Raw genomic sequence first — 23,469 nt, forward strand, 5'->3', positions numbered from 1 at the left:
CTAGCCTGAAGTCGTCCGGTTAGGTTTGGCTTACCTTCCCATGACGACCCGTCCCCATCCGCAGAACAGGAGTCCCTCCATGTCCGTGCCCAGAATCCTCGCGGCGACCGCCCTCGGCGCCGCCACCGTGCTCGCGATCGCCGGGTGCACCGCGGCCCCCGCCGCGCCGACCCAGTCCCCCGCGGCGTCGGTCGTCTCCGTCGAGGACAACAACGGCACGCAGAAGATCCCGACCCCGCCGACGTCGGTGGTCGCCACCGACAATCGGACGTTCCAGACTCTCTCGGAATGGGGGATCGAGCTCACGGCAGCCGCTGTCGCACTCATGCCGGAGACGGTCTCCTACAAGAAGGACGAGAAGATCCTCGACCTGGGGAACCACATCGAGCCGAAGCTCGAGACGGTCGTGGCCGCCGAGCCCGACCTCATCATCAACGGACAGCGCTTCACCCAGTATCACGACGACTTCGTCAAGCTCGTGCCGAACGCGACCGTCCTCGAGCTCGACCCGCGCGACGGCCAGCCGCTCGACGAGGAGCTGCGTCGACAGATCACCGTGCTCGGCGAGATCTTCGGAAAGCAGAAGGAGGCCGACAAGCTCGTCGCCGACTTCGACAAGGCGATCGATCGCGCCAAGTCCGCCTATCAGAAGTCGGACAAGGTGATGGCGGTCACCACCTCCGGGGGGAAGATCGGCTACATCGCTCCGACCGTCGGCCGGACCCTCGGCCCCGTCTTCGACCTGCTGGGCATGACCCCGGCGCTCCAGATGCCGGAGGGGAGCTCGAACCACAAGGGAGACGACGTCTCGGTCGAGGCGATCGCCACCTCCAACCCGGACTGGATCCTCGTCATGGACCGCGACGCGTCCTTCAGCGCCCAGGACCGGGAGGCCTCCTTCAAGCCCGCCGCCGAGGTCCTGGAGAGCTCGGAGGCGCTCGCCGGTGTCACCGCCATCCAGAAGAAGCAGGTCGTGTACATGCCCGCCGACACGTATCTCAACGAGGGCATCCAGACCTACACCACGTTCCTCAACGACCTCGCCGACGCGCTCGAGAAGAGCGCGAAGAGCTGAGGGCGGCGCCGGGGCGGGCGCTCTCGACACCCGTCCCGGCCTCGTGCCTCTGCCGACCTCGACGACCACCGCGCACCATGACGACCACCTCCTCCCTCCCCGCTCGCCCGCGGGGACGCCTCTTCGACCCCTGGCTCCTCGCCGGCGCCCTCGGGGTGACAGGACTCCTCGCCCTCTCCCTCTTCACCGGCGTCTACGACGTCGTCGGCGGCGTCGGCGGGGGCGAGATCTTCGCGATCACCCGTGTCCCGCGCACGGTGGCGCTCGTCCTCGCCGGGGCGGCGATGGCGATGTGCGGTCTCGTGATGCAGATGCTCACCCAGAACCGGTTCGTCGAGCCCACCACGACAGGGACCACGGAATGGGCGGGGCTCGGTCTCCTCGCCGTCATGATCCTCGTGCCGCAGGCGAGCATCCCCTTGCGGATGGCGGGCGCCGTGGTCGCGGCCTTCGTCGGGACGATGGTCTTCTTCCTCTTCCTCCGTCGGGTGTCGCTGCGCTCCTCCCTCATCGTCCCGATCGTGGGCATCATGCTCGGAGCCGTCGTCGGCTCGGTGTCGACGTTCGTCGCGATGCAGACCAACAGTCTGCAGAACCTCGGCGTCTGGTTCGCCGGGAGCTTCACCGCGGTCCTCCGAGGGCAGTACGAGATGCTCTGGGTCGTCGCGGTCGTCGTGGTGATCGTCTTCCTCGTCGCCGATCGCTTCACGGTCGCCGGGCTCGGTCAGGAGGTCGCGACGAACGTGGGTCTGAACTACGACCGGATCGTCCTGCTCGGCACGGTGCTCATCGCGGTCGCGACCGGAGTGGTCACGGTCGTGGTGGGCAATCTGCCTTTCCTCGGGCTCATCGTGCCGAACATCGTCTCGATGATCCGCGGCGACGACCTGCGCAGCAACCTGCCGTGGGTGTGCCTGCTCGGCGTGGCCATCGTGACCGCGTGCGACCTCATCGGGCGGACGGTCATCATGCCCTTCGAGGTTCCCGTGTCGTTGGTGCTGGGGATCGTCGGCGCCGTGGTCTTCATCCTCCTCGTGCTGAGGCAGCGTCGCCGTGGCTAGGGGGGCCGCCGTCGTCTCCGCCGGCCTCGGGGGCGCCCGCCGCTCCGGGGCGCTGCCGACGTCGCGCGCGCGAACCCGCTACCTCGTCGTCACCGTGGTCCTCACGATCCTCGCCGCCGGATCCGCGGTCGGGCTTCTCGTGCACGGCAACCCGATGCCGTTCGGAACCGAGGGGTTCTGGCGGATCGCGCAGCTCAGGGTCGAGAACCTGGTCGTGATCGGGATCGTGGCCTTCTGCCAGGCGATCGCCACCGTGAGCTTCCAGACCGTGACGAACAACCGGATCATCACGCCGTCGATCATGGGCTTCGAGTCCCTCTATGTCGCCGTCCAGACGACCTCGGTCTACCTCCTCGGCGCGGCCGGGATCACCGCCCTCCAGGGCGTCCCGCAGTTCGCGCTCCAGGTGGCGCTGATGGTCGGCTTCGCCATGCTGCTGTATGGCTGGCTGCTCTCCGGGCGTTACGGGAACCTCCAGATCATGCTGCTCATCGGCATCATCCTCGGTGGCGGGCTCGGCGCGGTGTCCACCTTCATGCAGCGGCTGCTCTCTCCGAGCGAGTTCGACGTGCTGGCCGCCCGTCTCTTCGGCAGCGTCGCGAAGGCCGACGCCTCCTATCTGCCGATCGCGGTCCCGCTGTGCCTGGCCGCGGGGCTCCTGCTGTGGGTTCGCGCGCGACGGCTGAACGTCATGGCCCTCGGCGCGGACACCGCGGGGGCCCTCGGCCTCAACCACCGGCGCGAGCTCATGCGGGTGCTGTTCCTCGTCGCGGTCCTCATGGCGTGCTCGACCGCGCTGGTCGGGCCGATGACCTTCCTCGGCTTCCTCGTCGCGACGCTCGCGTATCAGCTCGCCGACTCGTTCGACCATCGCCTCGTCTTCCCCGTCGCGGTCCTGACCGCGTTCACGGTGCTGGGCGGGGCGTACTTCGTCATGAAGAACCTCTTCTATGCCCAGGGAGTCGTCTCGATCATCATCGAGCTCGTCGGCGGCTCCGTGTTCCTCCTTGTCATCCTCAGAAAGGGCCGCCTGTGATCACCCTCGACGGCGTCGCCAGGAACTACAGCAGCGAGGTCGCCATCGGCCCCGTCGACCTCGTCGTGCCCGAAGGGGGCGTCACCGCACTCATCGGGCCCAACGGCGCGGGCAAGTCCACGCTCCTCACGATGGTCGGCAGGCTCATGGGGATGGACGCCGGCACGATCGCCATCGCCGGCCACGACGTCGCTACGACGCCGTCGAAGACGCTCGCGCGGATCGTCTCCATCCTGCGTCAGGAGAACCACTTCGTCACCCGGCTCACGGTGCGTCAGCTCGTGGGATTCGGCCGGTTCCCGTACTCGAAGGGGCGGCTCACCCGTGCCGACGAGGAGATCGTGAGCCGCGCGATCGACTTCCTCGATCTGCGGGACCTCGAGTCCCGCTATCTCGACGAGCTCTCCGGCGGTCAGCGGCAGCGGGCCTATGTGGCGCTGGTCCTCGCCCAGGACACCGAGGTGATCCTGCTCGACGAGCCGCTGAACAACCTCGACATGCGTCACGCGGTGCAGATGATGAGACATCTCCGCCGCGCGGCCGAGGAGCTGGGGCGGACCATCGTCGTCGTGCTCCACGACATCAACTTCGCCGGGCACTACGCCGATCGGATCTGCGCGATGAAGGACGGCTGCGTGGTCGAGTTCGGGACGCCGGAGGAGATCATGACGGACGAGGTGCTCACCCGGGTGTTCGACACCCCGGTGCGGGTGATCGAAGGCCCTGCGGGGCCGCTCGCGGTCTATTACTGAGTCCGCTCCCACGGGATCAACGACCCCGGTGATCCTCCGGGTCGAGCCGCGGCCCGCGCCGCGACTCGACCGCTCCGCTACGGCCGATGAGTCGGATCACCCGCTGGCGGTGCCCTGCCCACGGCGCCAGGAGCTCGAGCATGCCCGCGTCGTCCGTGCGTCTTCCGGTGAGGGCGAAGCCGACGTGGTGGCACAGATGGTAGTCGCCCACGCTCACCGCGTCCGGGTCGCCGAGCGCGCGGACCCGGACCTCTGCTGCCGTCCAGATGCCCACACCGGGCAGGCTGGTGAGCGCAGCGTCGCGCGCCGGTCCGTCGGGGGCGGCAAGGACGGCCCGCGCGATCCGGTCGCCGCGCTCTGCCGCACGGACGATCGTGCGCGACTGTGGCGGCTGTACGGCGGCGCGATGCCAGGCCCAGGACGGGATGCGCCGCCAGCCGGCGGCCGAGGGCGGCGCATGCATGGGGCGGGGGGCCGGCCCGGGGGCGGGCTCACCGAACCTCGTGACGAGCCAACGCCAGGCGCCGAACGCCTGCAGGCCGGTGACCTTCTGCTCGATCACGCAGCCGGCGAGAGACTCGAAGACGTCGTCCGTGCGCGTGAGGCGGAGGCCGGGATTGCGCCGGGCGGTCTCGGCGATGAGCGGGTGAGGCGAAGGGTCGAAGGACGAGGGGTCGTCGTCGGCGCCGCACAGGCGCGGGACGAGAGAGATCGCTTCGTCGGCGCCGGGGCCCCAGGCGCTGGCCCTGACCTCGCCGGCCACCGTGCGCAGCGCCAGGGTCGCGACACCGGAGCGGGTGAGCTGCGCACGCCAGATGACGGGGCCGTCGACGAGCATCGAGGGATCGCGAGGACCGCGGCGGAGCACCGCGAGGGTGGACGGCAGATCGAGCGGACCGCGGGGACGATAGACGGTCTCGCGGTCAGGGGCCTCTGTCGAGGAGGAGGCACGCGCCGACTCGTCGGGGGCGAGCGCGTCGGCGGTCATGACCATGCGCTCACCCTATGCCGGCTCCCCGACATCCGTGCCGACGGGGCGGATCAGAAGCGGTCGGGCGAGGGAGTGCCGTGGCCATAGCGGATGGTCACATCGGCGTGGCGGTCGAACCGGTATCCGACGCCGCGCACGGTCCGCACGATGTCCTCGTACCGGCCGAGCTTGGCACGGAGCCGTCGGACGTGCACGTCGATCGTCCGCTCTCCCGGGGTCTCGTCGCCGGGAGCCTGCCACAGGGCGGACACGAGCTCAGTGCGCTCTATGGTGCGGCCCTCGCGCAGCACCAGGTACTGCAGCAACTCGAACTCCTTGTAGGTGAAGGAGGCGGAATCGCCGTCCAGCAGCACACGCTTGCGTGAGATGTCCACGACGACGCCGCCACGATCCTCGGCGCCCTCCTCGGTCCCGACCTTGGCACGGGCGATCGCGCCGGGCTCGTGCAGCGCGAGGCGCACGACGTCGAGGTCGCGGCCGCCGGCGCCCTGCGGCGCGAGGGCGACGGTCGCGTGGGTCTCGGCCTCGGGAGCGAGCTCGGCGAGCGTGCGGCGAAGCGCGTCGACGAGGAGGGGAAGGCTCACGCCCGCGCTCGCGGCCTTGAGCTCATCGAGCCCGACGTAGAGGGCGAAGCCGCGCGGCGATCGGGCCGCGGGCTGATCGGCCGGCTGGTCGACGGCCGGCTGGGCCGCATCGATCTGCGTGCGGGGCACCGCGTGGAGGCGGGCCGGGGCGGAGAGGGCGGGACGCTCGAGAAGGGCGGGGTTCGACATGATGATGGTCCTTGACGGAGGGGGATCCGGGATCGCCACGAACGGAGGGCCGACGGATCGGGTGTGTTGCGACAGGCCGGGGAGGCCGGGTGCGAGCACGAGGCGGGTGCTCGGTGACTCGGTTCGCGGAGAACGCGGGAGTCAGGCGGGTGGCTGATCGATCAGCGACACATTCGGCAACACATGCCAACGCGGCCGGCCATCATCATGCCGGCAGTCCCGTTCGCCTCCTGGGCGGACATGAGACGTGCGTTGGTGGTCATGGGGGTGATTATGTCGGACGATGTCGCCGCTTGTCAAAACGAGTCCGTGACGTCGCCGTGCGCGTAACGTGGCGGGGATGACGGTGATCACTCTCGACGACGGATACGTCCTCACCCGTGAGGAGGGCGCCTCCCGGTACACCCTCACGCGGGACGGCGTCCTGGTGAGCGTGCTCGACTACCGCGACGACGGCCGCACGATCGCCCTCACCAGGGCCTTCACCGTCCCGACTTTCCGCGGGACGGGACAGGCGGCGCGTGTCGTCGCGGCCGCGGTGGCGGACATCGAGACGCGTGGCGACCGGCAGGTGGACGCTGTGTGCTGGTACGTCGCGGACTGGTTCGCCGCTCACCCCGAGCACGAGGGGCTGCTGCGTCGGCGATGAGCCGGAGTCGGGCCCGCGGGCCGGCACGACGCCGGGATCTCGCCTTCTCTGGCACGCCTGGGCGGCGATGTCGGTGCTCGTCCGTAGCGTGAGGGCATGCGGATCCTGCACACCTCCGACTGGCACATCGGGCGCACCTTCCACGGGCACCCGACGCTCGATGCGCTTGCCGGCGTGCTGGCGGCCATGACGGAGCAGGTGCGAGCGCATGCGGTTGACGTGGTCGTGATCGCCGGGGACGTGTTCGACTCGGCCACGCCGGCGGCCGCCGCGTTCGGGGTGCTCGACGATGCGCTGCTGGCTCTGCACGAGGCGGGTGCGCAGGTGATCGTGACCAGCGGCAATCACGACTCCGCCGCGCGGCTCGGCTTCCACTCCCGTCTTCTGCGCGACGGCATCCACGTCGTGACCGATCCGCGCACGGTCGGGACGCCGATCACGATCGACGACGCCGACGGTCCCGTGCACTTCTACGGCATCCCGTATCTCGAGCCCGCGATCGTCCGGCGGCACTGGGAGAAGGACGGGCACGGCGAGGCCGCGGACGGCGGCCAGGGCGGGACGCGTGCCGAGGGGACGCAGCGCACTGCCGAAGGGGCGCTGCGCACCCAGGCGCAGACGGTCGCGCACGCGATGTCTCTCGTGCGCGCGGGCATGGCGGAGAACCCAGGGCGGTCGGTCGTCGTGGCGCACTGCTTCGCGGCCGGGGTCGACGTGACGGCCGGCCTCGAGCGCGAGATCCGTCAGGGCGGGATCGACATGGTCCCCCTCGCCGCGTTCGACGGTCCCGACTACGTCGCGCTCGGCCACATCCACGGACGCCAGACGCTGTCCGAGCGCGTGCGCTACGCCGGCGCGCCGTTGCACTACAGCTTCGGAGAGCAGCACAAGGAGCGGGGGTCCTGGCTGGTCGACCTCGACGCCGAGGGCGCGGTCTCGGCGCAGTGGCTGGCGCTGCCGGTGCCGCGGCGGCTCGTCACCCTCACCGGTTCCTTCGAGGAACTGCTCGCGCCGGACCTCGTCGCGGCGCACGCGGACGACTGGGTGTGCGCGGTGTACACCGACGCGCTGCCGCAGGCCGATCCGATGCGGCGCCTTCGCGAGCGCTACCCGTTCTGCGCGGTGGTGCAGCACGAGCCGGCGGGCGAGGCCGCACGCGACCGGCGCTCCTACGGGCAGCGTCTCCGCGCCGCGGTCACCGACGCCGACCGGATCGACGCCTTCCTCGCCCACGTGCGCGACGGCCGAGGCGCGGACGAGCGGGAGCGCGCGCTCATCCGCGAGGTCATCGACGACCGGGTGCGCGCGGAGGCTCTCGTCTAGTGCGTCTTCATCGCCTGGAGGTCGAGGGGTTCGGTCCCTTCCGCGAACGGCAGACGGTCGACTTCGACGCGTTCGCCGACGAGGGGATCTTCCTCATCGCCGGACGCACGGGCGCCGGGAAGTCCAGCATCCTCGACGCCGTCTGCTTCGGGCTGTACGGCGGCGTGCCCCGCTACGACGGAGGGGAGCGCCGGCTGCGCAGCGACCACTGCGAGCCGGGCGACCCGTCCGAGGTCGTGGTCGAGTTCAGCACGGCGGCGGGGCGCTTCCGCGTGACGAGGTCGCCCGAGTACGAACGACCCGCGAAACGGGGCGGCGGCACGACGAAGCAGGCCGCCGCCGCGTCTCTCGAGGAGCTCGTCGACGGCCGGTGGGTGGGGCGCTCGGCGCGTGCGGTCGATGTCGCGCATGACCTGGACGAGATCCTGCAGCTCAACCAGGCGCAGTTCCTGCAGGTGATCCTCCTGGCGCAGAACCGGTTCGCCGAGTTCCTGCACGCCAGCAGCAAGGACCGGCAGGCGCTGCTGCGCAGGCTGTTCGGCACCGAGCGCTTCGGCCAGTACCAGGCCCGGTTCGAAGAGCGCCGGAGAGCATCGGAGCTCGCGCTCGGCGGCGCGCTCGCGGCCGTGACGGCGCGGGTCGAAGAGGGCGAGCGCCTCGTCCTCGCCCACGATCTGGGCCCCGCGTCGGCCGGCGACGCCGGGGGCGGAGACGGTGCGAACGGGGCCGAGCCGGGGAGCCTAGGAGGACCGGGGAGCCCAGGCGGGCCGGAGGACACAGGCGAGAGCACCGGCACGACACGGGACCGCGACGCCGGGCGAGCCGCGGACGAGAGCGTCGGCGCGCGGATCGACGAGCTGCGGCGTGCGCTCGACCGGGCCGCATACCGGAGCGAGCGGCGTGCGGCCGACCGGGACGCCGCCGACGCCGTGCTCCGCGAGGCGGAGCGACGCCGCGACGAGGCGCGTGAGCAGCGTCAGGCGCAGGCCGAGCGGGATCGGGCCAGGGCGGCCCTCGCCGAGCTCGACGACGCCGCACCGGCCGTGGCCGACGACGCACGCGCGCTCGACCGGGCCCGTGCGGCCGAGGTCCTCCGCCCCGTGCTGTCCGCCGAGCGGCGGGCCGTCGACGACCTCTCCCGCGCCGAGGCGGCGGCGGAGGAAGCCGAGGCGGCGTGGAGCGCCCTCGCCTCTGCGCACGGGGTGCAGGACGTCGATGCGGGCTCGGCCGCGGTGCTGCGGACGTGGACGTCCGCGCGCGTGCGGGAGACGGGCGCGTGGGAGCGGGCGGCGGCGCTCGAGAGCGACGCCGCGTCCCGCCGGGCCGCTCTGGGCGCCGCCCGGGCCGAGGCGGAGGCGGCCGAGGAGGCCGTCGTCGCCGTGGATCAGGAGCGCAGCGGCATCCCCGAGCGGCGCGAGGCGCTCGTCGCCGCGCGTGAGGAGGCTCGTCGGATCGCGGATCGCCGGGCGGATCTCGCCCGGGCGCGCGACGAGGCCGAGGCCCGCCTCGCCGGCACGCAGGAGGTCGAGCGCGCCGAGGCCGAGCAGCTGGCCGCCGAGCGGGAGCTTCTCGAGCGCTCAGAGAAGGCGACGGCGGCGCAGACACGGGTCACCGAGCTGCGCCGGCGACGCCTCGCCGGCATCGCGGGCGAGCTGGCCGCCGCGCTCGTCCCCGGCGAGCCGTGCGCCGTGTGCGGCGCGACCGCGCATCCGCGTCCGGCCGTCCACGCCGACCCGGTGTTGGCGGACGACGTGGCCGCCGCAGAGGCCGAGCAGGAGCGGACCGCGGAGGAGCAGCGCGTCGCGTCGGCGCGTGCGTCGGAGGTCGGCGCCGGGCTCGCCGCCGCCCGCGTCCGCGCCGGAGGCCTCACGGTCGCCGCGGCGCGCGCCGCGTGGGAAGAGGCGACGGCCGCGCACGCCGCCGCGACGGCGGCCGCAGAAGAGGCGGAGCGTCTGGACGTGTCGCTCGCGGAGCTGCTCGCGGTCGAGGAACGCCTCGACCGCGAGCAGTCCGCCGCCGCCGACCGGAGCGCGGCGGCGCGGGAGGCCCTGCTGCTGCAGGAGCAGGCGGCGCGGGAGGCCGACGAACTGGTCGCCGCCGCCCGAGGAGAGCATGAGTCGGTGGCGGAGCGGATCGCGGTCTCGACCGCGCTCGCCGCCGCCGCCGAGACCCTCGCCGCCGCCCTCGACGAGCGCGGTCACCGGAGGGAAGCGGTGGCGCGGGCGGTGGACGACGCCGAGAACGCCCTCGCGGGATCCCCGTTCGACGACCCGTCCGAGGCCGAGTCGGCGATGCTCGACGAGGCCGGACAGCGCCGGCTCGAGGAACGGATCAGGCAGCACGCCGCGGCCCGCGACAAAGAGCGCGCCGTGCTGCTCGATCTGGAGCTGCGGATGCTCCCCGAGGAGCCCATCGCCGTGGAGCCGTTCGACGCGGCCGCGGAGTCGGCGCGAGCGGACTGGGTCCGCGCGGTGGACGAGGCGAGCAGGGCGCAGGCGGTCACCTCGCAGCTGCGGGAGCTGATCGAGGCGGCGGCGTCGGAGCACGAGCGCAGCGCGGCGCAGGCCGAGGAGCACGAGACGCTGCGCGCCCTCGCGGACGCCCTCGCCGGACGTGGCGCGAACAGCTACAAGATGAACCTCGAGACCTTCGTGCTCGCCGCCGAGCTGGAGGACATCGTGGAGGCCGCGAACGTGCGGCTCGGCGACATGTCCTCGGGACGCTATCGCCTCGTGCACAGCGACGCGCTCGCGGCCAGGGGTGCGGCGTCGGGGCTCGGCATCGTCGTGTTCGACGCGTTCACCGGCCAGACCAGGCCCGCCCAGTCCCTGTCCGGCGGCGAGACCTTCCTCGGCTCTCTCGCCCTCGCGCTCGGCCTCGCCGAGGTGGTCACCGCGCGAGCAGGCGGCGTGCGCCTCGACACGCTCTTCATCGACGAGGGCTTCGGATCACTGGACGGCGACACGCTCGAGGTGGCCATGCGCACTCTCGACGAGCTGCGCCAGGGCGGGCGAACGGTCGGCGTGATCAGCCACGTCGAGGCCATGCAGGAGCAGATCCCGGCGCAGCTCACCGTCCGCGCGACCCCGCAGGGGCCGAGCGTGATCGACGCCGCACTGTCCGCCTGAGCCCGGCGGCGATCGCGTCAGACGCCGTACTCGGCCTGCACCCTGGTGCGGAGCCGGGCGCTGCAGTCGGCGACGACCTCGTCCCAGATCTGGGTCGCGCCGTCCTGCGCCCGGTCCGACACCGCGCGAAGAACACGGATCGGCACCCCGAACCGCTGGGCGACCCACACGTAGGCGAAGGTCTCCATGTCGACCAGCACGCCGCCGAGGGCGCGGATGCGCGCGACGACGACGGGATCGTCGACGAAGCTGTCGCCGGTCGCGATCGTGAGCCCTTCGCGGCCGGTCTCGACCCTCGGGGGGAGCGACACGTGCCGCCCCACGACGCCGTCGAGGTCCTGCACGTCGTGCTGGATCGCCGCTCCGACCTCGTACACGTCGGTGTCCAGGGCGTCGTCCACGGCTCCCGCGGTGCCGACGACGAGGAGCTCGTCGTACCGTGCGGCGTCGAGCGCGCGCGTCAGCCCGAACGCGGCCTTGAGCTTGCCCGGGCCCGTCACCAGGCGGTCGAAGCCGGGGAGCGCGGCGGGGAAGGCGGACAGCTCGGAGTCGAGCGCGGCGACGAGGAGTTTCACCCTCTCATCCTCGCATCCGCCCCGCCGGCCGCCCCTCGACGTCAGGGCACCGGAAGGCGCGGCCGCGCCGCTTCACACGGCCGTAACGCGGGGGGCGGATACTGGAGACCCGAGACAGCGCGTGCCCGACCGGTCGGAGCCGCGCGTCCGGCAGACCACGATCGGAGGACCCGTGACCCTGCAGCAGGAGATCGCCGCCGCCCTGGGCGTGCGTGCGGACATCGACCCCCGCGCCGAGATCGAGCGGCGCGTGGGCTTCCTTGCCGACTATCTGCGGCGCACCGGCGCGCACGGCTACGTCCTGGGGATCTCGGGCGGCCAGGACTCGACGCTCGCCGGGCGCCTGGCGCAGCTCGCCGTCGAGCGGATCCGCGGGGAGGGCGGGAACGCCGCCTTCATCGCCGTGCGGCTTCCCTACCGCGTCCAGCACGATGCCGACGACGCCGAGGCCGCGCTCGACTTCATCGAGCCAGACGAGCGGGTCGATGTGAACATCGAGCACGGCGTGGACGGGCTCGAGCGCGATCTCGAGGGCGCCGGCGTCGGGGAGATCAGCGACTTCACCCGTGGGAACATCAAGGCCCGGCTGCGGATGGTGACGCAGTACGCGATCGCCGGTCAGCGGGGCATGCTCGTCATCGGCACCGACCACGCGGCGGAGGCCGTGACCGGGTTCTTCACCAAGTTCGGCGACGGTGCGGCCGACCTCACGCCGCTCGCGGGGCTCACCAAGCGCCAGGGACGCACGCTGCTGCAGGAGCTCGGCGCGCCCGACCGTCTCTGGCTCAAGATCCCCACCGCCGACCTCCTCGACGGCACGCCGGGTCGCGCCGACGAGGACGAGCTGGGCCTCACCTACCTCCAGATCGACGACTATCTGGAGGGGCGCGTGGTGGACGCTGAGGTGGCCGCGCGGATCGAGGCGAGGTACCGCGCGACCGCGCACAAGCGGCATCTGCCGGTCGTCCCCGACGACGACTGGTGGCGCTGACGGTCCGGTCTTCCGAGAACGGGTGAGCGGCGTCCGGCGTCCGGGCCATGTCTGCGGCGGCGTCTAGGGTCGAAGGAGCGGCAGCCCCACCGCGGACAAGGAGTTCCCGTGCGCGTCATCCCTTCACCGACGGACTCCGCTGAGGCTCGCGTCGTCTGGAGCGCCACCGATCTGAAGCTCGCCGCGGAGTGCGAGTTCGCCTGGGCTCGCGCGCTCGATGCCAAGCTCGGGCGCATCCCCGCGGTCGAAGACCCGGAGGATGCGACGCTCCTGCGCGCCGCGGCGCTCGGAGACGTGCACGAGAGAGCGGTCCTCGACGACTATCTCGCGCGTTTCGGCCGCGCGGTCGACGGCTCGGTGGGCGTCGTCGAGCTTCCCAAGGTGTCGTCCGCGGATCCGGAGGCGCTCGACGAGGTCGTGGCCGACACCGGGCGGGCGCTGCGCTCTCCCGCGCAGGTCGTGTTCCAGGCGGCGTTCTCGACTCCGGAGTTCGTCGGCTTCGCCGACTTCCTGCTGCGAGACGACGACGGGCGCTGGCGGGTGCAGGACACCAAGCTCGCACGGACAGCGCGCGTCACCGCACTCATGCAGTTGGCGGCATATGTGGATCAGCTCGACCTTCTCGGCATCCCCCGTGCGGACGAGGTGGACCTGATCCTCGGCGACCGGTCGATCAGCACGCACGCGGTGGACGACCTCCTCCCGCTGTTCCGGGTGCGCCGGGCGCGTCTGCGAGCGCTCATCGCCGACCGCCGGGTCGGTGACGGCGCGGGGGGCGAGCCGCTCGCCTGGGGCGACGATCGCGGAGATCTCCAGATCGTCGCCTGCGGAAGGTGCGCGACCTGCGAGGAACAGGTCGAGGCCCATCGTGATCTCCTGCTGGTCGCGCGTATGCGTCCGGTGCAGCGCAAGCGCCTCCGCGCCGCCGGCGTCACGACGATCGACGAGCTCGCCGCCGCGGCGGACGCGCCAGAGGGCATGAGCGCCGACACCTTCGCGTCGCTGCGGGCGCAGGCGCGGCTGCAGGTCGGCGCCCCCGCCGACGCCGGCTCCCCGCCACCGTACGAGGTGGTCTCGGCCGCGGCGATCGGGATGATGCCCCGACCGAGCCGGGGCGATCTGTTCTTCGACTTCGAGGGAGATCCGCTCTACACCGAGCCTGCCGACGGCGCACCATGGGGGATCGATTACCTCTTCGGATGGGTCGACGACGCGGAGCAGTACTCGGCGCTCTGGGCGCACACGTTCGCTGAGGAGCGCGCCGCGCTGCGGAGCTTCCTCGACGTCGTCGCGCTCCGTCGGCAGGCCCATCCCGATCTGCACATCTACCACTACGCCCCGTACGAGCCCGTTCATCTGGCCGCCATGGCTGCCCGCTACGGCGAGGGGGAGGCCGAGGTCGACCGGCTGCTGCGCGAGGGCGTGTTCGTCGACCTCTATCCGATCGTCCTGCGCACGATTCGTATCGGGTCCCGGTCATACTCGATCAAGAAGCTCGAGCCGCTGTACATGGGAGACGAGGTACGCACGAGCGACGTGCAGAAGGGCGACGAGTCCATCGTCCAGTACGTGCAGGCGCGTGCCCTCGCCGCCGAGGGCCAGAAGGCGCAGGCCGACGCGATCCTCGCCGACCTCGCCGACTACAACCGCTACGACTGCGTGTCCACGCGCCGGCTGCGCGACTGGCTCATCGGCATCGCCCGGCGCGAGAACGTCCTCCCTGCGCCGCCGGACGACCCGGAGACGCGCGCCTACGAGCCGTCGCCCCTGTCGCTCGCGCTGCAGGCCGAGGCCCAGCGCGCGGACGCCGAGGGCGGTGACGGCGAGGTCCACCGGGTGGCCGCGGCCGCGATCGACTACTACCCGCGCGAGGCGAAGAGCTTCTGGCTCGGGCACTTCCAGCGGCTGCGGGAGCCGGTGTCGTTGTGGGAGTCCACGCGCGACGTGCTGCGGGTCGATCCGCAGCTCTCCCAGGTGGTGGAGGACTGGGGGATGGAAGAGGGCGCGCGGGCTCAGAGCCGTCTCGTCGAGCTGCGCGGCGAGCTCGCCCCGGGCAGCACGATCGGAGCCGGAGCGCGGCCCTTCGCGCTCTACGCGGTGCCCGCGCCGTTCGACGGGGAGTTCCCCTCGCGCGTGATCCACGTCCCGCACGAGGTCGAGATCGTCGAGGTCACCGAGGACGGCTTCATCGTGCGCGAGAAGGCGGTGCAGGGGCAGACCTGGTCCGAGGTGCCGCTCGCGCTCGCACCCGCCGCGCCTCCCCGGGTCGTCTCGCTGCAGGGCGCGATCGAGGAATGGGCGGGCGAGGTGCTGCGGGCCGCGCCGGGCTTCCCGCAGGACGCCGCCACCGACGTCCTGCGGCGGATCGCTCCGCGCACGCTCTCCGGCGAGCCTCTGCCCGTCGCGGAGGACGACGTGGTCGACGCGATCGTCCGTGGCGTCCTGGACCTCGACCGCAGCTACCTCGCGGTGCAGGGTCCTCCGGGAACCGGCAAGACATACACCGGGTCGCAGGTGATCTCCCGGCTCGTGCGCGAGCACGGCTACCGGATCGGCGTCGTCGCCCAGTCCCATGCGATCGTCGAGAACCTGCTGGAACGGGTCGTGGCCGACGGCGTCCCCGCGGCGCAGGTGGCCAAGGCGCCGAAGGACCCGGAGGGGGCGGAGCCCGCCTACACCCCGATCCGCAAGGACGGGATGGCCGCGTTCATCGCCGAGCGCAGCGGTGAAGGGTTCGTCGTCGGCGGCACGGCCTGGGACTTCAGCAACACGAGGCGGGTGGAGCGCGACGGCCTCGACCTGCTCGTCATCGACGAGGCAGGTCAGTTCTCGCTCGCGTCGACCATCGCGGTCGCCGCCGCGGCTCGCAACCTGCTCCTGCTCGGAGACCCGCAGCAGCTTCCGCAGGTGAGCCAGGGTGCGCATCCGGAGCCCGTCGACACCTCCGCGCTGGGCTGGGTCATGGCGGGGCAGGCGGTCATCGACCCGGCTCACGGGGCCTTCCTCGCCCGCTCGTGGCGGATGCACCCGGATGTCGCCGCCCCCGTCTCCCGGCTCGCGTACGCCGGGCGCCTGGCCTCGGCGCCCGGCACCGAACGGCGCATCATCGAGGGCATCACCCCGGGCCTTCACGTCGTGCCGGTGCGGCATCGGGGCAACGCCACGCAGTCTTCCGAGGAAGCGGCCGAGGTCGTGCGGATCGTCCGAGATCTGGTCGGACGGCCCTACCGCGACGCCATGGCGGCGGCGGATGCGCCCGCCCGCCCTCTCGCCGCCGAGGACGTCATCGTCGTCGCACCGTACAACGCGCAGCGTCAACTCCTCCACGATGAGCTGGCGGCGGCGGGGTTCGATCGCGTCGCCGTGGGCACGGTCGACAACTTCCAGGGCAAGGAGGCAGTGGTCTCGATCACGTCCCTCGCCGCGTCGAGCGGGCGGGACGCTCCGCGCGGGCCCGAGTTCCTGCTGTTGCAGAACCGGTTGAACGTGGCGCTCTCACGGGCGAAGGCCGTGGCCTACCTCGTCCATTCGCCGGCTCTTCTGGATGACCTGCCGTGGACACCGGAGGGGGTCGCACGCCTCAGCGCCTTCGCGCGGCTGGTCGGCGCGGATCGCGACTGAGCTCGTGACCTTGCCGTGGGCGGTTCGCGTTCGATCCGCCGCGGCAGGTCCTGATCCGGATGGCTGCCTGCCGCACGGTTGGCCGACGGTCGCGGGGCGTGTCCGCCGCCATCCGGAGGAACGTCAGCCATCCGGGGCCTTCAAACCGGGTGGGACAAGACCGTGCGCTGACCGTTCGGGGTCGAGGCGCCTGGTACGCCCGGGGTGCTCAGGCGGCGAGCCAGAGACCTTTCTGATCGGTCGCGAGATGCATGCCGGCGGCCACCGTCTCGTCGTCACCGATCTTGGCTCCGCGCGCGATGCGCGCCCCGGCACCGATGTCGGTGCGGACGCCGATCGTGGCGCCGTCGCCGACCGTCGCTCCCATGCCGATGTGAGCATGGGCGTCGATTCGTGCATTGACGCCGATCACGGCGTCGGGCTCGATCCATGCGCCGCGGGCCACGCGTGCGCCGGCGCCGACCTTCGCACCGGGCTCCACATAGGCCCCGGCCTCGACGAGCGCCTGCGGGTGGACCTTGGCGCCATGCGCGACGAGGCCACGACCGTTGGCATGCTTTCGATACCGCAGCGTGCTGCCCTGGTTGTCCTCGATGTCGACGTAGTTCTTACCCACGAAAACCTCCCGTGTCCGGGTTCTTCCTCCCGGATATATGGACAACCACGACGCCTGCGGATTCATTCCCGACTCGGGAGGACGCGAAAGCGCGACCCCGACCGTCAGCGCTGGCAGCGGGGACACCAGAACGTGATGCGTTCCTCCGTGGGCACGGAGCCGAGCTCGCCGCTCCGGATGAGCGTGCCGCAGCGCCGGCAGGGACGACGGTCCCGGCCGTACACCCAGGTCGTCTGTCCTCGCCTGGCCATGCCGGTGAACGTGCGATCGACACGGTCGACGTTGGCGCGGACGGTCCGTGCGCCCAGGTCGAGCAGGGCCTTCGCGTCGACCTCCCGTGCGGGCCTGGCCGGCAGGACGCCGCGGAGGAAGAGAAGCTCGGCGGCGTACTCGTTGCCGAAGCCGGCGACATTGCGCTGATCGAGCAGGGCCACGTGGATCGGGCGCGGGTCGGCGCCCACCCGTCGTGCGGCCTCGTCGGCGTCCCAGTCCGCGCCGAGCGGATCGGGCCCGAGATGGCCGACGAGGCTCTGCTCCTCCCGCGTCGGGACGAGGGCGAGCATCGACACGTCGAAGCCGACCGTCACCGCGTCCGCCGTCTCGATGACCGCCCGCGCGCGGAAGGCCGGCGCGCGCCAGGGCTCGCCGGGACGGTACACGTGCCAGGAGCCGTCCATCCGCAGGTGGGAACGGAGGGTCATCGTGCCGATGCGATGGAGGAGGTGCTTGCCCCGCGCGACCACCGCGTGCACGCTCTCTCCGCGCAGGTCGGCCGTGGCCAGCTCGGGCACCCGGAGATCGAAGCGGGTGACCTCGGCGCCGCGGAGCACCCGGTCGAGCCGCCGGGCGGCGCGGAAGACGGTGTCGCCCTCAGGCACGATCCGTCTCCTCCGCCCGTGCCTGATCCGTTCGTGCCTCGTCCAGTGCTCCGAGCAGGTCGCGGGCGAGCATCGTTCCGCCGGCGACCGCGGCCGGCATGACGAGGACCGCGCCGAGCGGCACGAGCATGCAGAGCTGGGCGGCGACGCCGAAGGCGAGAGCCCGTGCACGCCGGCGGCGGAACAGGGCCGTCCTCTCCGGCCGGCTCAGGCGTCGGGCGTCGAATGCTCGTCCGGTGAGCTCACGGGCGAGCATCCGCCCGTTCAGGACGACGCCCAGGACGAAGGCGAGCGGACCGCCGACGAGGGGGAGGAAACCGGTGAGCAGGACGATCGCCCCGGTCACGGTCGCAAGGCCGACCATTCGGAGGCCTTCGCCCACGCTCGCCCAGAAGGAGCCCTCGTCGGCGGGCGGAGCGCCCAGCTCCTGCTCGACGGCGCGCCAGATGCGCTGATAGAAGGGATCGCCGATCGTCAGCGCGAGGGCGGTGAAGACGGCGGCGGCGAGCAGCACCCCTGCGAGGAGCACGACCGATCCGACGGCGATCCGCACCGCGATCCGCCACCCTTCGATCCACCCGTCGGCGAACGGCGTGATCGCCTCGGCGATCGAGCCCAGCGAGAGCAGGAGCGGCACGAGCGCGGCGGCCAGGAGCAGGAACGCGAGCAGAGCGGGGAGGAGCCCCAGCGTCATCAGCCCGGGTCGCACGCGCCAGAACCCGAACCCGCGCCCCAGCGTCGCCACACCGCCGGCGAGCTCTCCCGCCACGGCGGCCGGACTGGCACGACGTGCGCTCTGGTCCATGCCCATCCCCAAGCTCAGACGACCTTCCGGAGCGTGAAGCCACGGGGCGTGGCGACGAAGCCGGCCTCCTGGAGGAACGTGCCCAGCGCGGCGCCGTTCTCGGTCCCGTACATGCCCTGACCGTTCACTTTCTCGACGGTCAGCGTGTCGAGGCGTCGTGACCGTGCGGTGGCGGCGAGTTCCGTCGCGGCCGCACGCAGAGCGTCGGCGTCGTCGACGAAGGAGAGCACCGTGCGCCCGCCGCGTTCGAGATAGAGCGCGAGCGCGCCATCCACCAGGACGACCAGGGCGCCGGCCTTGCGCCCCGGCCGGTGCGAGATGTCGTCCCGGCGGGGCCACGGCAGTGCGGCGCCATAGGGATTGGCCGGGTCGGTGGCGGCGAGCACGATCGCGGTCCGCGGAGGCGGATCGGCCAGGCCGGAGAACCCGCGAAGGCGGTCGACCGTCGCCGAGGCGGCGAACTGCGCCGCGCCGAGACGTTCGATCACATAGCCACGGCGGCAGTGCCCCGCCTCCTCGAAGCCGGCGAGCACCCGGTACGCCTGGGCGAACCCGCCGGGCACACCCTCGGACTGCACTGAGCCCCTGGTCACCACGCCGTAGCGGTCGAGGAGGAGGCCCGCCGTCACCGTCGCGCGTCGTGCGGGGTCGGTCTCGCGGGCCGGCATGAGCGACCAGCGCCCCCCGACCGCCGCGGGGCGGGGAGCCGCGGAGGGGCGGGCCAGGGAGATCCCTCGGAAGGTGCGCGTGCGCGGCGTCCGTCGGGTGACCCGATGAGCCTGGGAGCCGCCGGAGAGCAGCGTGCGGATCGGGGCGAACGTGTCGTTGGTCACGTGCCCCGTCCAGGCGAGGTTCCACAGCGCCTCGGTCACGGACTGCTCGTTCTCGGCGCCGGTCGCCTCCCGCAGCTGGGCGGCGAAGAACGCGCCGCCGCCGGCGAGGGCGGAGAGCAGCCGCTCCTCCAGCGATCCGGGATCGGGCTGCTCGGGCGGGTCGGGCAGGGTGAAGGGCGCGAGGTCGGTCGGATGCAGCGACACCCAGCCGTCGCGACCGGGCAGCGTCCCGTGTCCCGCCCAGACGATCTCGCCCGTCGCGGTGAGCTCGTCGAGCATCGCCGGAGCATAGTCGCGGACCCGGTGGGGGAGGATCAGGGACTCCCAGGCGCTCGCCGGGATCGGGACGCCCGCGAGCTGCTCGATCACGGTCGCGACGCCGTCGATGCCCTCCAGCGGGCGTCCGAGGTGCTGCCATTCCGGCAGGAACCGGGCGAAGGTCTCGGGCGACACCGGCTCCACGCTCCCGCGGATCGCCGCGAGCGAGCGCATCCGCAGCCGCCGCAGCACCTCCGTGTCGCACCATTCCCCGTCCGTTCCTGCTCCGGTGGAACCCTCCGGCAGGAAGAAGCCGCCGACCACCCGCCCGTCGGCCTCCAGCCGCTGCAGGGACTGACGCACGATCGCCGTGCCCAGTCCGAGGCGGGCGGCGACGTCGCCGGCGGGGAACGGGCCGTGGGTGCGCGCATGCCGTGCGACGAGATCGCCCAGAGGGTCGGCGACTGGCTCCAGGAACGCGACCGGGATGCCGACAGGGAGCGGGACTCCGAGCGCATCGCGCAGGCGCCCGGCGTCCTCGATCGCGGCGATGCGCGGGACGCCGGCGATCGTCACGTCGATCGCGCGTCGCGCCTCTGCCAAGGCCGTCAGGTGCGCAGCGGCCTCGGCGAGGGGAGGCTCGGCGGAGCCGTCGGCGGGCTCCAGCCGGTCGGCCACCTCGGCGGCGTCGAGAGGGCCGAGCAGGCGCAGGAGGTCGGCGACGCCCTCTATGCCCCTGGCACGTCGGGTCGGCTCCCGCCGTTGCGCCTCTCGTTCGAACTGCGCGATGACTCCGGGATCGAGCAGTTCGCGCATCTCGACCGTGCCGAGCAGCTCGCCGAGCAGGGCGGGATCGACCGAGAGGGCCGCTGCTCGTCGCTCGGCCAATGGCGAGTCGCCCTCGTACATGAACGCGCCCACGTAGCCGAACAGCAGGTCGCGCGCGAACGGCGACGGCTGTGAGGTCTGCGTCTCGACGAGCCGGATCCGGCGCTCGGAGATCGCCGTCGCGAGTCGGCGGAGGGAGGGGAGGTCGTAGACGTCCTGCAGCACCTCGCGCAGGGTCTCCAGGATGACGGGGAAGGTGGGGTGACGACGCGCGACCTCCAGGAGCTGGGCCGAGCGCTGCCGCTGCTGCCAGAGCGGCGTCCGGCGCTGGGGGTTGGTGCGCGGCATGAGCAGCGCCCGGGCGGCGCACTCCCGGAACCGCGACGCGAACAGGGCCGAGCCGCCGACCTCGTCGGTCACGATCCGCTCCAGCTCGTCCGGCTCGAAGACGAACAGCTCCGCGCCTGGCGGCTCGGCATCCGCATCCGGGACCCGCACGATGATGCCGTCGTCGCTCGCCACCGCCGAGCCCTCGACTCCGAGCCGCTCGCGCACCCGGGCGTTCACGGCGAGGGCCCAGGGGGCGTGCACGGTCATTCCGAACGGCGAGTGCAGGATCACGCGCCAGTCGCCGATCTCGTCACGCCCCCGCTCCACCGTGAGCGACCGATCGGTCGGGAGCGTCCCGGTCGCCTCCCGTTGCTCGGAGAGGTGGGCGAGGAGGTTCGCCTGCGCCCGTTCGTCGAGTCCGGCCGCGCCCAGCCGCTCCCGCGCCTTCTCCGGCGTCGCGGCGTGCACCTCGCGGGTGAAGCGACCCAGCGCCTCGCCCAGCTCGTACGGGCGGCCGAGGCCGTCGCCGTGCCAGAACGGCACCCGGCCCGGCTGGCCGAAGGCGGGGACGACGTTGACCCTGTCGTGCGTGATCTCCGCGATCCGCCAGCTGGTGGTGCCGAGGGTGAAGACGTCGCCGACCCGCGACTCGTAGACCATCTCCTCGTCGAGCTCACCCACCCTGGCGCCGGTCGTCTCTCCGGCGACGAACACGCCGAACAGCCCCCGGTCGGGGATGGTCCCGCCGCTCGTCACCGCGATCCGCTGGGCACCGGGACGGCCGGTGAGGGTGCCCGCGTCGCGATCCCAGACCAGACGCGGGCGGAGCTCGGCGAACTCGTCGGAGGGGTAACGGCCGGCGAGGAGATCGAGCGTCGCCTCGTAGGCGGAGCGGGGGAGCGAGGCGAAGGGCGCGCTGCGGCGCACGGTCTCGAACCAGCGCTCCACGTCCAGGGGGTCGAGCGCACAGGCCGCGACGGTCTGCTGGGCGAGGATGTCGAGCGGGTTGCGGGGGACCGAGATCGCCTCGATCTGCCCCGACAGCATGCGCTCGGTCACGACGGCGGTGTGCAGCACGTCGCCGCGATGCTTGGGGAACAGCGAGGCGCGGCTGATCTCGCCGACCTGGTGTCCTGCCCGCCCCACGCGTTGCAGCCCGGAGGCTGCCGACGGCGGGGACTCCACCTGGATCACCAGGTCGACCGCGCCCATGTCGATGCCCAGCTCGAGACTGCTCGTGGCCACGACGCAGCGCAGTGCGCCCGATTTCAGCTCCTCCTCCACGAGAGCCCGCTGCTCCTTGGAGACCGAGCCATGGTGGGCCTTCGCGAGCACGGCCTCGGCGCCGGCGGTGGACCCCGCCTGCGCCATGGTCGCGGCGGGGACGACCGGTTCGGGAAGCGGGATCCCGATGCGCTCGCTGTAGATCTCGTTCAGCCGCCCGGTCAGCCGCTCGGCGAGCCGGCGGGAGTTGGCGAACACGATGGTCGAGCGGTTCGCGAGGATCCGGTCGACGATCGCCTCCTCGACATGCGGCCACACCGAGCCGGTGATCTCGGTGTTCTCGCCGAGCGCGTCGCCGCCCTGGCCCGCGGACGGCGCGGGGACACCGGGCGGGGGCGGCGGGTTGAGCATGTCGTCGATGGGGACGACGACGTCGAGGGCGAAGGTCTTCGAGGCCGGAGGGGCCACGATCTCGACCGGCTGCGCGCCGCCGAGGAACCGGGCCACCTCGTCGATCGGGCGCACGGTCGCCGACAGGCCGATGCGCTGCACGGGGCGCGCGGGCTCGGCTCCGTCCGGCGATGCGATGCCCGCCGCCGCGCGCAGGGCGTCAAGGCGCTCCAGGCTGAGCGCGAGGTGCGCGCCGCGCTTGGTCGCCGCGACCGCGTGCACCTCGTCCACGATCACCGTGTGCACGCTGCGCAGGGTCTCGCCGGCGCGGCTGGTGAGCATGAGGTAGAGGGACTCGGGCGTGGTGATGAGGATGTCAGGCGGCTCGGCGACGAGCCGGCGCCGGTCGGCCGAGGTCGTGTCGCCCGAGCGCACGCCTACCGTGACGGCGGGGGCGGGCTCCCCTCGGCGCCGCGCGGCTTGTCCGATGCCGATGAGCGTCGAGCGCAGGTTGCGCTCGACGTCGACTCCCAGGGCCTTCAGCGGCGAGATGTAGAGGATCCGCGTCCGGGACCGGCTCTCCCTCTGCACGGTGTCGTCCGCGGCCTCGGCGACGCGCTCGCGGAAGACGCTGTCGATGGCCCAGAGGAAGGCGGAGAGGGTCTTGCCCGATCCGGTCGGCGCGACGACGAGGGCGTGCCGACCGCCGGAGATGGCGTCCCAGGCCCCGGCCTGGGCCGCGGTGGGCGCGGTGAACGCACCCCGGAACCAGTCCTGCGTGGCCGGGGTGAAGCGGTCGAGCACGTCGCCCATCCCCCCATCTTGGCCGGTGCCGAGGACATCGGCCTCGCGTTCGCCGAGAGCGGCGGGAGGGCGGGTCGTGTTGCCCTGGCGCCCTCGACGTCGGATGCTGGAGGCATGGCGCACACGACGAACTACACCGACACGTTCATCGAGGTCGCGGAGGACTGCCCCGTCGATCACGCCGTCGAGCCGCCGACGGGGGAGAATCCGACGATCGCCGCACTGCATTACCGCCTGCTCGCGGAGGCGCCGTACGCGCGCACGTCGGACGACGTGATCTTCGAGACCTGGGCGCTCCGTCAGGGGCTCTCCGACGAGGAGCGGCCCGCGGCCCGGGAGGCGTTCTTCGCACGGGGGCAGGCGTGCCTGCGCGCCTCGCCGCTCGGGAAGCGCTACGGATGGGGCTTTCACCACGACGCGGAGGGCAGGGTCGCCCTGGTGCCGCGCGAGTCGGAGCAGTATGACCTTCTCGCGGCCGAGCCCGCGCTGGGGCACACCCGCGCGATGCGCTCGCGCCGGGCGTGACCC

The 23,469-nt window shown here is 72.4% G+C and carries 17 protein-coding genes; 10 read left to right on the top strand and 7 right to left on the bottom strand.

The features are described 5' to 3' along the window. Window positions 1-79 precede the first annotated feature (79 nt). From ACP15J_RS06420 to ACP15J_RS06435, 4 genes are all read left to right on the top strand, one after another. Complete coding sequence (locus tag ACP15J_RS06420; protein WP_424936187.1) at window positions 80-1,075, top strand: siderophore ABC transporter substrate-binding protein; 996 nt, start codon at window positions 80-82, stop codon at window positions 1,073-1,075. Window positions 1,076-1,152: 77 nt separating this feature from the next. Further along, window positions 1,153-2,136 (top strand): ABC transporter permease, encoded by a 984-nt coding sequence (locus ACP15J_RS06425; RefSeq protein WP_424936188.1) that lies wholly within the window; start codon window positions 1,153-1,155, stop codon window positions 2,134-2,136. After that, window positions 2,129-3,172, top strand: a complete 1,044-nt coding sequence (locus ACP15J_RS06430) for an iron chelate uptake ABC transporter family permease subunit (protein WP_424936189.1) — start codon at window positions 2,129-2,131, stop codon at window positions 3,170-3,172. The genes ACP15J_RS06425 and ACP15J_RS06430 overlap by 8 nt, the downstream gene beginning before the upstream one ends. Next, complete coding sequence (locus ACP15J_RS06435; protein ID WP_424936190.1) at window positions 3,169-3,924, top strand: ABC transporter ATP-binding protein; 756 nt, start codon at window positions 3,169-3,171, stop codon at window positions 3,922-3,924. Before ACP15J_RS06430 ends, ACP15J_RS06435 begins: the two co-directional genes overlap by 4 nt. A 16-nt stretch (window positions 3,925-3,940) precedes the next feature. On the opposite strand, the gene ACP15J_RS06440 is transcribed toward ACP15J_RS06435, so the two are convergent. Both ACP15J_RS06440 and ACP15J_RS06445 read right to left on the bottom strand, forming a co-directional pair. Beyond that, complete coding sequence (locus ACP15J_RS06440; protein WP_424936191.1) at window positions 3,941-4,918, bottom strand: DNA-3-methyladenine glycosylase family protein; 978 nt, start codon at window positions 4,916-4,918, stop codon at window positions 3,941-3,943. A 47-nt stretch (window positions 4,919-4,965) separates the two neighbouring features. Continuing rightward, window positions 4,966-5,688 carry a winged helix-turn-helix domain-containing protein gene (locus tag ACP15J_RS06445; RefSeq protein ID WP_424936192.1) on the bottom strand — a complete coding sequence of 241 codons (723 nt, stop codon included), beginning with the start codon at window positions 5,686-5,688 and terminating at the stop codon, window positions 4,966-4,968. A gap of 340 nt (window positions 5,689-6,028) precedes the next feature. Here ACP15J_RS06445 and ACP15J_RS06450 point away from each other — a divergent pair, with 340 nt between their 5' ends. The 3 genes from ACP15J_RS06450 (at window position 6,029) to ACP15J_RS06460 (ending at window position 10,788) form a co-directional block, all read left to right on the top strand. Beyond that, entirely contained in the window at window positions 6,029-6,337 is a 309-nt protein-coding gene (locus ACP15J_RS06450; RefSeq protein WP_424936193.1) for a GNAT family N-acetyltransferase, read from the top strand. A 96-nt stretch (window positions 6,338-6,433) separates the two neighbouring features. Next, on the top strand, window positions 6,434-7,660 hold the full coding sequence (locus ACP15J_RS06455) for an exonuclease SbcCD subunit D (protein WP_424936194.1): 1,227 nt from the start codon (window positions 6,434-6,436) through the stop codon (window positions 7,658-7,660). After that, window positions 7,660-10,788, top strand: a complete 3,129-nt coding sequence (locus ACP15J_RS06460) for an AAA family ATPase (protein WP_424936195.1) — start codon at window positions 7,660-7,662, stop codon at window positions 10,786-10,788. Before ACP15J_RS06455 ends, ACP15J_RS06460 begins: the two co-directional genes overlap by 1 nt. A gap of 17 nt (window positions 10,789-10,805) precedes the next feature. Here the strand turns inward: ACP15J_RS06460 and ACP15J_RS06465 are convergent, their stop codons facing one another. Continuing rightward, window positions 10,806-11,363, bottom strand: coding sequence for a hypothetical protein (locus ACP15J_RS06465; protein ID WP_424936196.1), 558 nt, complete (start codon window positions 11,361-11,363; stop codon window positions 10,806-10,808). Window positions 11,364-11,535: 172 nt separating this feature from the next. Between ACP15J_RS06465 and nadE the strand changes: the two genes are divergently transcribed. Continuing rightward, window positions 11,536-12,354 (top strand): ammonia-dependent NAD(+) synthetase, encoded by an 819-nt coding sequence (nadE, locus tag ACP15J_RS06470; RefSeq protein WP_424936197.1) that lies wholly within the window; start codon window positions 11,536-11,538, stop codon window positions 12,352-12,354. 108 nt (window positions 12,355-12,462) lie between these two features. Then, window positions 12,463-15,975, top strand: coding sequence for a TM0106 family RecB-like putative nuclease (locus ACP15J_RS06475; RefSeq protein WP_424936198.1), 3,513 nt, complete (start codon window positions 12,463-12,465; stop codon window positions 15,973-15,975). 208 nt (window positions 15,976-16,183) lie between these two features. On the opposite strand, the gene ACP15J_RS06480 is transcribed toward ACP15J_RS06475, so the two are convergent. The 4 genes from ACP15J_RS06480 to ACP15J_RS06495 form a co-directional block, all read right to left on the bottom strand. After that, on the bottom strand, window positions 16,184-16,591 hold the full coding sequence (locus ACP15J_RS06480) for a hypothetical protein (protein WP_424936199.1): 408 nt from the start codon (window positions 16,589-16,591) through the stop codon (window positions 16,184-16,186). 104 nt (window positions 16,592-16,695) lie between these two features. Further along, a complete protein-coding gene (locus tag ACP15J_RS06485; protein ID WP_424936200.1) occupies window positions 16,696-17,469 on the bottom strand; it encodes a DNA-formamidopyrimidine glycosylase family protein in 774 nt (257 codons plus the stop codon). Then, window positions 17,462-18,274 (bottom strand): EI24 domain-containing protein, encoded by an 813-nt coding sequence (locus ACP15J_RS06490; RefSeq protein WP_424936201.1) that lies wholly within the window; start codon window positions 18,272-18,274, stop codon window positions 17,462-17,464. Before ACP15J_RS06490 ends, ACP15J_RS06485 begins: the two co-directional genes overlap by 8 nt. Window positions 18,275-18,288: 14 nt before the next feature. Further along, complete coding sequence (locus ACP15J_RS06495) at window positions 18,289-22,950, bottom strand: ATP-dependent helicase (protein ID WP_424936202.1); 4,662 nt, start codon at window positions 22,948-22,950, stop codon at window positions 18,289-18,291. Window positions 22,951-23,055: 105 nt separating this feature from the next. On the opposite strand from ACP15J_RS06495, the gene ACP15J_RS06500 reads away from it, so the two are divergent. Then, on the top strand, window positions 23,056-23,466 hold the full coding sequence (locus tag ACP15J_RS06500) for a DUF6157 family protein (protein ID WP_424936203.1): 411 nt from the start codon (window positions 23,056-23,058) through the stop codon (window positions 23,464-23,466). The last annotated feature ends 3 nt before the right edge of the window (window positions 23,467-23,469 follow it).

The organism is Microbacterium sp. S308A+ (assembly GCF_049800815.1).
Classification (GTDB): Bacteria; Actinomycetota; Actinomycetes; order Actinomycetales; family Microbacteriaceae; genus Microbacterium.